A 12210-nucleotide genomic window follows, 5' to 3' on the forward strand; every position below is an offset into this window, starting at 1 on the left:
GAAACCTGGTGGCAACGATAGCCCCCACGCTACCGCAAGCACTACTATAAACCCATTACTTTCAATCAAACCCTAGTATTTCTTCTTTGAAGTTTAGCCATTTGGTTGTGCTGGTATAACTCGAGTTTACATAATAGGGATCCTGGACTCCGTACGGTGATTCAAACTCCCATAGCCTTGGTGCTGGCGTGACGGCAGTGCTATAGTTTGACGTGTGGGTTTCTGAAACGTCTTTAAAAGAAACTGTAATTTTTGATCTCAGCGGGATACCGTAATACTTCATTGGTTTTTCTTCGGTAAATTTGTCAAGTGCATTTTGCAAAGCCTGTCTCAATGCCGGATCATTATTTCCAATTATTTCAGGATTGGTAAACCGGCCGTCTTTCTCCAGTATGAAGCTTACTTTGGCCGTGTCTAATGCTGATATTTTTATATTCGCGTTATTGGGTATCTTAAAATTGGCGCGTAACTTCCTAATAAACCTGAATGGGTCACTATTTACAGATGATTGATCTATGTATTCTTTAAATGGATACTGTTTCCCAAACTTGTCATACCCCGTCCCTGAAATAAGTTTGCCTTTTCTATAGATATAAGTGTATTTTATTGAATCGGCCTCAAATGTTTCCCCATGCCACTCGCCGTCAGGAAGCTCGTTATTAATGGGGCCTTGAATCATTGGTCTAAACTTATCATCGTATATAATCCATTGTCCGTTGCCTTTTTTACATATAAGTGATCCATTATTATCATAACATTCCCAATAGGTCCCATCGGCAGGCAAATATTGGCCAAATTTTCTGCTGCAGTATGCTCTTCCGTTAGGGTAAAAGAAATACCCCAGTCCATCTTTCATTCCGTTTATGTAATGTAGATAACACCTCCTCTTGCCATCAGGATAAAAGGCAATAAAGTCACCATCTAGTATCGTTAGTTTGGATTGGTTGTATCGTGATAAGCTGTACGATCCGATGAAATTAACTTTTCCATCGCTATAAAATTGCGTTACAGGTATGATGTTTTTGGCTTCGTTAGCCGGGTACATGACCTTTACAAAGTCAGCACTGTCGGCAGTGCTGACTTTGTAAACATTATTGTCTATTGATGATACCTTATAAAATGAATAGGTAGTATCCTTATACTGACATAAAGCCGTTCCTGTAAACAGGAACAATATTAAGTGACAGAATAAAATACTTTTGAGAATAACTCCCAATAGAGAGGGATGATCTGGTTTAGGTAGGTTTTTCAACATATTCTGCGATCTAAGACATTAAGCGCCGGGCCTAAAAACAGAAAGGTATTCTTTAATGGAACACCTTTCTGTTTTTTAGCGGAGAGGGAGGGATTCGAACCCTCGATACGCTTTTGACATATACACACTTTCCAGGCGTGCTCTTTCGACCACTCAGACACCTCTCCTTGTAAAAATCGGATTGCAAAAGTAATATAATAAGCCATTACCCCGAAATAAAAAAACGCCCATAGCGGGCGCTTTTTTCACAAACTTAACATATAAATCAAACGGCTAAATATTAGTAACGGCGGCCGTTATGTTTTGCGCGGTAAATGGCGCGGCTGTTCCGGTTTTCCATCCGTGTAATGTGGCGGCGCTCACGCGCGCTAACGTATCCGTCGCGGCGGGCATTGTGCTTTGCCATGGCAATGCGGCGCTCGTTGTTACGCAGGTGTGTGGCCTCACGATGGGTAATCTCTCCGCTCCGTACGCCCTGGTTAATCCGGTGATCTTCCGCGTGCTGGCGTTGGTTAATGTATGGGGTGTGCGTTTGTGCACTGGCTATAGAGGCGGTGGCTAAAACGGCCACCAAAACGGCTCCAAATATTTTAAGTTTCATTATCTTCTGGTTTTTATATAATAGAGCGATAAAAAAAGAAAGGGTTTAAACGCAGATCGGTTTTTTTAACTTATGTTTGCCCCCATTAAACGAAACTAAGTACTTAGGTTCCCTGCAAATGCTGAGCATCAACGAGATTAAAAAACCCATTGCTGCCGATATAGAGGTTTTTGAAGAGCGCTTTAAAGGCGCCATGCAAAGCTCAGTCCCGCTGTTGGATAGAATTACCCATTACATTGTAAAGCGTAAAGGCAAGCAGATCAGGCCCATGTTTGTGTTCTTTTCTGCCAGCTTGTGCGGCGGCATTACAGAGGCCACCCACCGTGGTGCTGCCCTGGTAGAACTGCTGCATACAGCCACCCTGGTGCATGACGACGTGGTAGACAACTCCTACCAACGCCGTGGCTTCTTCTCTATCAACGCCTTGTGGAAAAACAAAATAGCCGTACTGGTGGGCGATTACCTGCTGTCTAAAGGCCTGCTGCTATCTATCGAGCATCAGGATTTTGATATCCTGCGTATCGTGTCTGAAGCTGTGAAGCAGATGAGTGAGGGCGAGTTGCTGCAGGTAGAAAAAGTGCGCCGCATGGATGTAGATGAGCCGGTGTATTATGATGTGATCCGCCAGAAAACGGCTTCATTAATTGCCTCTTGCTGTGCCTGTGGGGCCGCGTCTGCAGGAGCCGACGCAGAGACGATTGAGAAAATGCGCCTGTTTGGCGAGAAGATAGGCATCGCTTTCCAGATCAAAGACGATATGTTTGATTTTGGTACCGATGATGTAGGTAAGCCACTGGGCATTGATATCAAAGAAAAGAAAGTTACGCTGCCGCTGATCTACGCGCTCAAAAACTGCGAGCCGGCTGAACGCAAGCGCATCATCAACCTGGTAAAAAACCATTACGAGGAAAACGATAAGATTGCCGAGATCATCGCCTTTGTAAAACGTACCGGCGGACTGGAATATGCCGAAACCCAGATGAAACGCTACCAGGATGATGCCTTTGAAATACTAAACACCTTCCCTCCGGGCGATGCACGCACCGGTTTGGAGCAGCTGGTAAGATTTACTACAGAAAGAAACAAATAAATGCCGAGCGAGATACTGTTTATTGGTGGCTTTGTGCTGTTCATCTTTTTTATGATGGCGGCAGATCTGGGCCTTTTCGGCAAGTCTGAAAAGCCGGTATCACTAAAACAGGCTGGTATTACCAGTGCCATATGGGTGTCGTTTGCGCTGGTGTTTTACGCGCTGATCTACAATTACGGTCACCTGCTGCATCATGTAGATAGCTTTGAGCGTCTGCAGCAAATCAACATTGATCACCAGCATCGCCTTCAACTTAACCCGGCCGATTTTCAGGGTGGTCTGAAAATGTATCGCAAAAACCTGGCACTGGAGTTTATTACCGGTTATGTGGTAGAGTACGCGCTCTCGGTTGATAACATCTTCGTCATCGTGCTCATCTTTACCGCCTTTGCCGTGCAGCAGCGTTATTACCACAAGGTGCTGCTTTGGGGTATTATTGGCGCGGTGGCCATGCGTTTCCTGTTCATATTTGTAGGTGCCGCGCTGATTGCCAAGTTCCATTGGGTGCTCTACCTGTTCGGCGTGTTCCTGGTTTATACCGGGGTAATGATGTTTGTGAACCGCAATAAAGAAGATGAGATAGATCCTGAACATCACCCGGTGGTTAAGTTCGCCTCCAAATATTTTGCGGTACACCCCAAATTTGAGGGCGGTAAATTCTTCATCAAGATCAACAAGAAAAAACTGATCACACCGCTGTTCCTGGTGCTGATGATTATCGAGGTAACCGATCTGATCTTCGCGGTTGACTCTATTCCCGCTATTTTTTCGGTAACTAAAGATCCTTATATCGTATTCTTCTCCAACATATTTGCCATTATGGGCCTGCGCTCTATGTTCTTCCTGCTGGTGAATATTATTGATAAATTCCACTACCTTAAAACCGGTCTGGCCGTGCTGCTGGCCTTTATTGGTGCCAAGATGCTGGTAGGCGAGTATGCCGAGCATATTGGTTTAACCACCTTCCGTTCGTTACTGGTTATCCTCGGTATTCTGGTGATCAGCGTGGTGGCATCGTTAATGTTTCCACAGAAGAAAGAAACAGCGCACTAGCAAAGCGTCATTGCGAGGGACGAAGCAATCTCTGCGTAGGATAGTCGAACTTTCTCGTCATCGGGGCGATTCTGGGGTAATTGTAAACGTTGTGTAATGCTGATAATTAACCAGCCAAAAAACATTAACTTCGTTTTGTGCATTTGCTACTGCTAAAATTCTCGCCTAACTTCTTCAGTGTATTAGATATACTGCTGGTGGCCGTTATTCTTTACCAGCTTTATAACCTGGTAAAAGGCACCATTGCTGTCAATATTCTGATTGGTTTAGGGGTAATTTACCTGATACTGCTGGGCCTGGTGAGTCTTGATAAAGACAACATGCCGATGACAGGCAAAATTCTGAGCAACCTGCAAAGTGTGGGTATTGTGGCCATTGTGGTGGTGTTTCAGCAGGAGATTCGACGGTTTTTATTGCTGGTGGGTAAAAATGCTTCGCTGCAGCGCAATCGCGAGTGGTGGATGTATTTCTTTGGCAAAAAGAAGGTAGAGAAAAACAACTACGCCCGCATTAAGCCAATTATTGATGCCTGCAAAAGCATGAAGCAAACCCGAACGGGCGCGCTAATTGTATTTGTGAAATACTACGACGAGCAATTTTACCAGAACAGCTGCGAAGTGCTCGAAGCCAAGATCTCTAAACGGTTACTAGAAAGTATTTTCCAGAAGCATAGCCCGCTGCATGATGGGGCGGTGGTGATTGCCGGTAACAAAATTAAATCTGCCAGCTGTATTTTACCACTGACTGATAAAACAGACCTTCCAGCCCAGTTCGGTCTGCGTCACCGCGCCGGTATCGGAGTAACCGAAAGTAATGATGCTACGGCCATCATCGTTTCAGAAGAAACCGGCGAAATATCCTACGCCAAACACGGCCGCGTAAAGATCAACATCAGCTTTGCTGAATTAGAGAAACTGCTGAATAAGGATTTTTAAACTTGTCTTGAACCGGGATTTATAGAATTTTAAGGATTCTAAAATATGATTGGATAAATATCCTGTAAATCTTTAAAGTCCTATAAATTCTGGTTCAAGACAACTATTCGCAGTCGCTCGCGTCTTCGCGAGTGACGACTATCCCGCGGCCTCTGGCCGCCGTGTCAACAGCTTAAAGAGTGATATTTCGATTACCCAGCTCTTCCGCCAAATTCTCCGCGCCTACAAAATGGATCGAATCAATACCCAGCTCACGCGCTGCTAAAACGTTGCGCAGGTTATCATCAATAAACAAACATTCAGCGGGCTGAAGCTGATAACGGTTCAGCAGGATCTGGTAAAAATCAGGAAAAGGTTTGCGGGTTTTCTCCACACCAGATATCACTACGCCATCAAACTCATTCAAAAAGCCATAACGTTCCTGCGCAATACCAAACGTTTCTGCCGACCAGTTGCTGAGTGCATAGAGTTTATACTGACCGCTTGCCTTCAAGCTGTTAAAAATTTCAACGGTACCGGCAATTGGTCCCCCCAGCATCTCATCCCAGCGGCCGTAGTAGGCGCGGATGTTGGCTTCGTGCTCGGGATATTGGGCAACCAGTAACTCGGTGCCTTCTTTAATGGGGCGGCCCATATCCTGCTCTTCGTTCCAGTCCATGGTGCAAATGGTTGTTAGAAAAGTGTGGATATCGGCATCGTTATCAAATAGTTGACGGTACAGGTGATAGGGGTTCCAGTCAATGAGCACCATGCCCAGGTCAAAAATGAAGGCTTTTACAGGAGTTGTCATACCGGCGCAAATTAGCATGTTTTTGTTACAATTTTGGGCATGGTTTGTTATGCTTTGGTGATGCAGGCTTTTCTCAATACCCTATCTTTTTAATAGTTTTGCCCCACATTAGCAAGCTGAAAAATGAATCACTGGTTGGTAAAATCTGAGCCCCACAAGTATAGCTGGGAGAAATTTAATGAGGATGGCCGTACTTTTTGGGATGGTGTGCGCAACTATCAGGCCCGCAATAACCTGCGCGATATGCGCGAAGGCGACCTGGTGCTGTTTTACCATAGCAACGAGGGCAAAGAGGTTGTGGGCGTAGCCAAAGTGGTTAAAGAATCATACCAGGATCCAACTACCGATGATAAGAACTGGGTTGTGGTAGACCTGTCGCCGGTTGAAACCTTGAAAAAGACAGTAACACTGGAGCAGATTAAAGCCGATGAGCAGTTACAAAACATCAGCCTGGTGCGCCAGGGGCGCCTATCGGTAATGCCATTGAAGCAAGAGGAGTTTGACCGGATACTGGAGCTGGGCAGCTAGACCTCTCCCTAACCCTCTCCTGAAGAGAGGGAATGAAGCGGGGTTTGGGTAGCATTTCATTTGACACATTAACATTAAAAGCCCTCTCCCTTGGAGAGGGTTGGGAGAGGTAACACACAATCACTCATTACTCTAATATGAATTATAGAAAATTTAAAGGCATTGATATTGCCGAAGTTGGTTTGGGCACCTGGCAGTTAGGCAGTGCAGACTGGGGCGTGGTGAACGACGAAGAGGCCTTTGCCATATTGCAGGCTTATGTTAATGCCGGCGGCAATTTTATTGATACCGCCGATGTTTACGGCATGGGCATCAGCGAGACCGTGATTGGCAAATTTCTGAAAACGCAGCAGAAAGAGCTTTACGTAGCCACCAAACTTGGTCGCCGTGGCGATGCGCCAAACGGCTGGCCGCAGAATTTTACTTATGATGCGATGAAGCGTCATGTGGAAGATTCTTTGAAGCATCTGGATGTGCCGCATCTGTTTTTGGAGCAATTGCATTGCATCCCTACTGAAGAAATGCGCAGCGGTAAAGTTTTTACACATCTGCGTAAACTGCAGTCAGAAGGTTTGATAGAGCACTTCGGCGCCAGCGTAGAAACATCAGAAGAAGCGTTGATTTGCCTGGAGCAAGAGGGTCTGGCATCGTTACAGATCATCTTTAACCTGTTCCGCCAGCACGTGGCCGACGAGATTTTTGCTAAAGCTGCCGAAAAAGGCGTGGCCCTGATTGTACGCGTGCCTTTAGCCAGTGGCCTGCTGTCGGGCAAATTTACCGAGGCTACCACCTTTGCCGAAAAAGATCACCGTAACTATAACGCCAATGGCGAGGCTTTCAACGCAGGAGAAACATTCTCTGGTGTTGATTTTAAAGAAGGCGTACGTTTGGCCAGCCAGATGAAAACCATGCTGCCTGATGAGCGCATGGCACAGTGGGCCATCCGCTGGATATTGGATCATCCGCAGGTAACCACCGTTATCCCGGGTGCAACCAAGATCAGCCAGGTTGAGGGCAACGTGGCTGCTTCGGCTTTACAGCCATTGCCACAGGCTACTCATCAGCAACTGCGTGCGCTGTATGACAGCGAGATCAAACCGCAAATTCGCGGTCATTATTAATGGCTGCTGACAGATAAGTCAGTGAGAGTGATCTTTGGCTGACGAATAAGTATGTAACATAAAAATAGTCTACTCCCAAAGTAGACTATTTTTTTTTATCTTTGCGGCGCGAAAAAGATAGTTATGAGAAGACGACTCAGATTACACGCCCGCCGCGCACGTTATATTATTTACAAAGAAACCCTTGTTGACCTCCGCGAACACTTGTGGACCTTTATCGGGTCTTTTCTTGGTATAGGCATTATCGGTTTTTTAAACAGCAGATACTTCACTGCTTATGATAATCTGTTCCTTATCGGTTCTTTCGGCGCGTCGTCTGTATTGATCTACGGTATTATTAACAGTCCGCTGGCACAACCACGCAACCTTATTGGCGGGCACCTGGTTTGCGCCATTACCGGTGTGGTTATTCATCACCTGATACCCGGACAGGTATGGCTGTCGGCAGCCTTGTCGGTTTCTATCGCCATCGTGCTCATGCAAATCACCAAAACGTTGCATCCGCCGGGCGGCGCTACAGCGCTTATTGCTAATATTGGTTCTCCTAAAATACAGGCGTTGGGTTATTTTTATATAATCAGTCCGGTATTGTCTGGCGTATTGATCTTGTTTTTTGTGGCCGTAATCTGTAACAACGCTACCAAGCACCGCAGCTATCCACGTAATAAGGAGTGGTATAAAATCTGGAAGCGGCAATACGGGTTTGGACACCGAAAAGTTTAAATAGAAGAAGCTCTCCCTTTTACTGAGCTATTGCCTTTCTGCAAAAAACAGCGCTTTTAATTCAGTAGCATCATCAGGATTCATCTTGCCACCCAAGATCAGGCGTAGCTGACGGCGGCGCAACGCCCCATCATAAAGCGACTTTTGATCTTCGGTTTCAGGTATCAGCTCCGGTACTTTTACCGTGTTGCCATCGTTGTCGAGCGCCACAAAGGTATAGTAAGCCTCGTTACTTTTTTCTTTCGTGTTTGAGGGAATGTTTTGCGCCCAAACATCCATCCGTACCTCTACTGAGGTATTAAAGGCGCGAGTTACTACCGCCTCAATACTCACCACATCGCCCAGTTTGATAGAACGTTTAAACGATACATTATCAACTGATGCTGTTACCACGATGCGGTTGCAATGCTTTTGTGCCGATATTGCTGCCGCAATATCCATCCAGTGCAGCAGGCGACCGCCCATCAGGTTGTTAAGGGTATTGGTATCGTTGGGTAACACCAGCTCGTTCATGATGGTATATGATTCTTGAGGCGATTTGGGAGTCATGCAGGTAGTTTGTTAGTGTGATGTAAAGATAGTGGATTAATGCATCATGTTATTGTATGCAAAAAACCTATGGTTAATAAAGAGGGTGTCATGTTGAGCCCTGTCGAAACACGTGCGGGGGGGGGGGGCGGCATGGTAGCGGGGCCTTCGCGCGCCCTTCGACAAGCTCAGGATGACACCCTGCGCTTAACCTGTCATCAGGAATGAAATGTTTTGATGTTCCGTCGATTACGCTTTCGGCGAATCAGCCCAAACCGTAGTTTCTTCCCAGGTATCAAAATCGTGCTGTAACTCGTTCAGTTTGTTACGCCCGCCTTTAAGCGCGGCCTGACCCAGCAATAAACGCAACGGCGGATTTTCAGACTCAACCGCTTTCAGGATAGCTTTGGCGGCGCGGGTCGGATCGCCGGGTTGGTTGCCGCTATAACCGCGGATGTTGCCCTGGTTGGTGTGGGCGGTAGTTTGGTAGTCGTCAATCTTGATTTTGCTATCGTTGGCAGAGCGACCGGCCCAGTCGGTACGGAAACCGCTTGGCGCAATCACGGTAACTTTAATGCCCAGCGGTTTTACCTCTTTAGAAAGCGATTCTGAGAGACCATCTACCGCAAACTTAGTAGCGTTATAATAGCCCACTGCCGGGAAGCCAACTAAGCCACCAATAGAGGCAATGTTTACCACATGTCCACTGCGCTGCGCGCGCATAACAGGCAGTACGGCGGTAGTCATGTTGGCCAGGCCCCAGAAGTTAATCTCGAACATGCGGCGTACTTCATCTTCCTCACTTTCTTCAACAGCGCCAAAGTAACCGATGCCTGCGTTGTTCACCAGCACGTCAATGCGGTTAAACCGGGCTTTTGCCTGCTCAACAGCGGCCTTGATCTGATCGTGTTGGGTAACATGCAGTTTCAGGGCGATGGATGTTTCAGGATAATCTGCTACAATGTCTTTAACATCATCAGGGTTGCGGGCTGTCACCACGGCCTGGTGACCGGCGGCCAGCACTTCTTTGGCCAACTCGCGACCGAAACCGGTTGAACAACCGGTAATAAACCATACTTTGCTCATAAAATAGTGTATTAAATGTGTGCCCCTAAATAACAGCTATGCGGGCAAATGTTTGTCAGCCGCGGCTCATTATCTTGCTGGCCCAGGTTAAAATCTATATCTTTCGCTCATCAAAGCGGCCCGGCCCTGCATGGAAGAACAAAAAGAGTTCAGGATAAATAATTTCGATTTGCTGCGGCTGCTGGCCGCTATTGAGGTGGTTTTCGATCATTATTTCCAACATCTCAGCATCCCAATCAGTCACACGGCCGAGAAAGTGCTTTATCTTTTTCCCGGTGTGCCGGTATTCTTCGTTATCAGTGGCTACCTGATCTCTGCATCGTACGAGCGCAATCCAGGATTGAAAAATTATTTCCGTAACCGCGCTCTGCGCATTTACCCGGGGTTGTGGGGCTGTATTATTTTAGCGGTTATTGCTATCAGCTTGACGGGGGTAAGTTTTCTGAATAAACAAGCCGCCGTTTGGCTGCCCATACAAATGGCCGGATTGAGCTACACACCCGCTTTTCTAACGCACTATGGCTTTGGCTCCTGGAACGGCAGCGTATGGACCATTCCCATCGAGCTGCAGTTTTACCTGCTGATGCCCGTGTGCTTTTTCCTCGCCCCTAAGAAACATTTGAACGCCTGGTTTGCCGGTCTGTTCCTGGTTTTTCTGGGTGCCTCGATAGCTTGCAGACTTATTCCGCTTGACGATCGGACGGGCAAGATCCTTCAATACAGCTTTATCCCGCATTTCTATCTGTTTTTGGTTGGGGTGATCTTTCAGCGGCTGCGCATCTATCAATCCGCTTTTATTTATGGCAAAGCTTTGTATTGGATGGTGGCCTACGTGGCGTTCACCATGTTTTTGTACGATAGTTTCCCGAGGGTGTATTTTGACACGGTGCAGTACCTGTTCATGTCATTGGTGATGCTCTCGATGGCTTACACGCTGCCAAATCTGGCTAATCAGTTGCTGCGCAAGAATGATATCTCTTACGGCATTTATATCTATCATGGGGTTATCCTCACCATCATCGTTCAGCTTAAACTAGTGTCGCATGTTAACCTGCCTTTGGTGCTCGCATTGTCGATGTTGATGGGGACGCTCTCGTGGATTTTTATTGAGAAGCCGTTTATTAAACGTAAGGAACGCGCATTGCGGAAGGTGGAGTGAGGCGAGCTAAGGCGTCAAAATTCATTGCCAAGTTATCGTCACGTCATTGCGAGGAACGAAGCAATCTCTGTACAGGATAGGATAGTCGGACACGTAAATCTGATTTGCATTTGCAGAGATTGCTTCGTTCCTCGCAATGACGTGGTGGTCAGGAATTATTTACTAACTTATAATTTGCCTAAAACAACGCGTATTGCAACTGATCAGGGTGATTAGGCAGTGACTCCGCAATCGCCAACTTACCTGTAATATGATATACCGGCGATTCCTCATACCGCGATGCCACGGTAACATGTACGCCATTGGCATGCTGACTAAACAACTCCTGCACCAACTGCGGATCGTTATTGTCTTTAGAAAGATGCGCCAGTAATAAATGCGTTAAGTGCGACGCCCGGTGATTGTTGAACAGTTGTAAGGCCTTGGTGTTAGACAGGTGCCCCTTACCGCCGCTGATGCGGTTCTTCAAAAACCATGGATAGCGGCCGTTGCTTAGCATCGATTCATCATAATTGGCTTCCAGAAAAGCGGCGTGGCATTGTTTAAAATGAGTGATCAATTGCTCGCAAACATCGCCCAGATCTGTAAACACTCCCACGTTAATACCATCGCAACTAATGACGAAACTATGCGGATCATTAGCATCGTGCAGTTTGGGGAAAGTGCGGATAGTGAGGCCGCCAATCTGCACATCATTAAAAGCTTCTAAATGGATCACCTGTTCGGGCGTTAAACCCAGATAGGCGTACTGCAAAGTGCCAGGCGTAATATAAACCGGCAAATTGTACTTACGCGAGAGTACGGCTATGCCCTTGATATGATCGCTATGCTCATGCGATACAAAAATGGCTTTTACTTTGGCCATGTTCAGGTTGAGGCGCTTCATACGGCGCTCTACCTCGCGGCAGGAAATGCCCACATCAACCAGTACGGCTTCGTGCTGATTGCCTACATAATAGCAGTTGCCATTACTTCCTGAATTGAGTGACGCGATGAACATTTTTGATTTCAGACAGCGTGCAAATTACTAAAAATAGTAGTTAAGTTAAAGATTAGAGATCGAAGAATAAAGATCGGTTTTTAGCACTGTAGAGACGCAATACTTTGCGTCTATTTTATGCATCGCAGGAAAATTGCAGGGGGGAGACGCAAAGTATTGCGTCTCTACGGGAATGCTGTCTTTAATGTTAGCCACAGAGGTCACAGAGTTTTTACACGGAGGTGCAGTTGATGTAAGTTGTTGTTTTATAGGTAATTTAATAGTGTTTAATACTCCCTCTCCCTTGGAGAGGGCCGAGGAGAGGTGCCACCATGACAGACCATCCAACTTCAAAATAAATT

Annotated in this window: 13 protein-coding genes and 1 tRNA gene; 7 read left to right on the plus strand and 7 right to left on the minus strand. The window is 46.4% G+C overall.

From position 1 onward, the window contains the following. Positions 1 to 61: 61 nt before the first annotated feature. The 3 genes from ABZR88_RS00885 to ABZR88_RS00895 all read right to left on the minus strand — a co-directional run bounded on the left by ABZR88_RS00885 (position 62) and on the right by ABZR88_RS00895 (position 1856). Positions 62 to 1255 (minus strand): hypothetical protein, encoded by a 1194-nt coding sequence (locus tag ABZR88_RS00885; RefSeq protein ID WP_107829269.1) that lies wholly within the window; start codon positions 1253 to 1255, stop codon positions 62 to 64. Positions 1256 to 1334: 79 nt separating this feature from the next. After that, positions 1335 to 1422: transfer RNA gene (locus ABZR88_RS00890), tRNA-Ser, on the minus strand. Between the two features lie 113 nt (positions 1423 to 1535). Beyond that, entirely contained in the window at positions 1536 to 1856 is a 321-nt protein-coding gene (locus ABZR88_RS00895; protein ID WP_107829268.1) for a hypothetical protein, read from the minus strand. A 118-nt stretch (positions 1857 to 1974) separates the two neighbouring features. On the opposite strand from ABZR88_RS00895, the gene ABZR88_RS00900 reads away from it, so the two are divergent. From ABZR88_RS00900 to cdaA, 3 genes are all read left to right on the plus strand, one after another. Next, the gene (locus ABZR88_RS00900) at positions 1975 to 2946 is read left to right on the plus strand and encodes a polyprenyl synthetase family protein (protein WP_107829267.1); all 972 of its coding nucleotides are present in this window, start codon (positions 1975 to 1977) and stop codon (positions 2944 to 2946) included. Beyond that, positions 2947 to 3999 (plus strand): TerC/Alx family metal homeostasis membrane protein, encoded by a 1053-nt coding sequence (locus ABZR88_RS00905; RefSeq protein WP_107829266.1) that lies wholly within the window; start codon positions 2947 to 2949, stop codon positions 3997 to 3999. 143 nt (positions 4000 to 4142) lie between these two features. Beyond that, on the plus strand, positions 4143 to 4934 hold the full coding sequence (cdaA, locus tag ABZR88_RS00910; RefSeq protein ID WP_107829265.1) for a diadenylate cyclase CdaA: 792 nt from the start codon (positions 4143 to 4145) through the stop codon (positions 4932 to 4934). A 172-nt stretch (positions 4935 to 5106) separates the two neighbouring features. Here the strand turns inward: cdaA and ABZR88_RS00915 are convergent, their stop codons facing one another. Further along, positions 5107 to 5724, minus strand: a complete 618-nt coding sequence (locus tag ABZR88_RS00915) for an HAD family phosphatase (RefSeq protein WP_107829264.1) — start codon at positions 5722 to 5724, stop codon at positions 5107 to 5109. A gap of 123 nt (positions 5725 to 5847) precedes the next feature. Between ABZR88_RS00915 and ABZR88_RS00920 the strand changes: the two genes are divergently transcribed. The 3 genes from ABZR88_RS00920 (at position 5848) to ABZR88_RS00930 (ending at position 8096) form a co-directional block, all read left to right on the plus strand. Beyond that, entirely contained in the window at positions 5848 to 6252 is a 405-nt protein-coding gene (locus ABZR88_RS00920) for an EVE domain-containing protein (protein ID WP_107829263.1), read from the plus strand. 137 nt (positions 6253 to 6389) lie between these two features. Beyond that, positions 6390 to 7373, plus strand: coding sequence for an aldo/keto reductase (locus tag ABZR88_RS00925; protein ID WP_107829262.1), 984 nt, complete (start codon positions 6390 to 6392; stop codon positions 7371 to 7373). A gap of 123 nt (positions 7374 to 7496) precedes the next feature. Next, a complete protein-coding gene (locus ABZR88_RS00930; RefSeq protein ID WP_107829261.1) occupies positions 7497 to 8096 on the plus strand; it encodes an HPP family protein in 600 nt (199 codons plus the stop codon). A gap of 27 nt (positions 8097 to 8123) precedes the next feature. Here ABZR88_RS00930 and ABZR88_RS00935 read toward each other — a convergent pair whose 3' ends face one another. Both ABZR88_RS00935 and ABZR88_RS00940 read right to left on the minus strand, forming a co-directional pair. Beyond that, a complete protein-coding gene (locus ABZR88_RS00935) occupies positions 8124 to 8645 on the minus strand; it encodes an acyl-CoA thioesterase (RefSeq protein ID WP_107829260.1) in 522 nt (173 codons plus the stop codon). Positions 8646 to 8873: 228 nt separating this feature from the next. Further along, positions 8874 to 9710 (minus strand): oxidoreductase, encoded by an 837-nt coding sequence (locus tag ABZR88_RS00940; protein ID WP_107829259.1) that lies wholly within the window; start codon positions 9708 to 9710, stop codon positions 8874 to 8876. Positions 9711 to 9840: 130 nt separating this feature from the next. On the opposite strand from ABZR88_RS00940, the gene ABZR88_RS00945 reads away from it, so the two are divergent. After that, on the plus strand, positions 9841 to 10869 hold the full coding sequence (locus ABZR88_RS00945) for an acyltransferase (protein ID WP_107829258.1): 1029 nt from the start codon (positions 9841 to 9843) through the stop codon (positions 10867 to 10869). Between the two features lie 178 nt (positions 10870 to 11047). Here ABZR88_RS00945 and ABZR88_RS00950 read toward each other — a convergent pair whose 3' ends face one another. Then, positions 11048 to 11869: an MBL fold metallo-hydrolase gene (locus tag ABZR88_RS00950; protein WP_107829257.1), complete on the minus strand. Its 822-nt coding sequence runs from the start codon at positions 11867 to 11869 to the stop codon at positions 11048 to 11050. Positions 11870 to 12210: the final 341 nt, after the last annotated feature.

This window comes from Mucilaginibacter yixingensis (genome assembly GCF_041080815.1).
GTDB classification, from domain to species: domain Bacteria; phylum Bacteroidota; class Bacteroidia; order Sphingobacteriales; family Sphingobacteriaceae; genus Mucilaginibacter; species Mucilaginibacter yixingensis.

Excerpts from the sequence above, each read along its gene's own strand:
- ABZR88_RS00885 (WP_107829269.1), bottom strand. The coding sequence starts at position 1,255 with ATGTTGAAAAACCTACCTAAACCAGATCATCCCTCTCTATTGGGAGTT.
- ABZR88_RS00895 (WP_107829268.1), bottom strand. The coding sequence starts at position 1,856 with ATGAAACTTAAAATATTTGGAGCCGTTTTGGTGGCCGTTTTAGCCACC.
- ABZR88_RS00900 (WP_107829267.1), top strand. The coding sequence starts at position 1,975 with ATGCTGAGCATCAACGAGATTAAAAAACCCATTGCTGCCGATATAGAG.
- ABZR88_RS00905 (WP_107829266.1), top strand. The coding sequence starts at position 2,947 with ATGCCGAGCGAGATACTGTTTATTGGTGGCTTTGTGCTGTTCATCTTT.
- ABZR88_RS00915 (WP_107829264.1), bottom strand. The coding sequence starts at position 5,724 with ATGACAACTCCTGTAAAAGCCTTCATTTTTGACCTGGGCATGGTGCTC.
- ABZR88_RS00920 (WP_107829263.1), top strand. The coding sequence starts at position 5,848 with ATGAATCACTGGTTGGTAAAATCTGAGCCCCACAAGTATAGCTGGGAG.
- ABZR88_RS00925 (WP_107829262.1), top strand. The coding sequence starts at position 6,390 with ATGAATTATAGAAAATTTAAAGGCATTGATATTGCCGAAGTTGGTTTG.
- ABZR88_RS00930 (WP_107829261.1), top strand. The coding sequence starts at position 7,497 with ATGAGAAGACGACTCAGATTACACGCCCGCCGCGCACGTTATATTATT.
- ABZR88_RS00935 (WP_107829260.1), bottom strand. The coding sequence starts at position 8,645 with ATGACTCCCAAATCGCCTCAAGAATCATATACCATCATGAACGAGCTG.
- ABZR88_RS00940 (WP_107829259.1), bottom strand. The coding sequence starts at position 9,710 with ATGAGCAAAGTATGGTTTATTACCGGTTGTTCAACCGGTTTCGGTCGC.
- ABZR88_RS00945 (WP_107829258.1), top strand. The coding sequence starts at position 9,841 with ATGGAAGAACAAAAAGAGTTCAGGATAAATAATTTCGATTTGCTGCGG.
- ABZR88_RS00950 (WP_107829257.1), bottom strand. The coding sequence starts at position 11,869 with ATGTTCATCGCGTCACTCAATTCAGGAAGTAATGGCAACTGCTATTAT.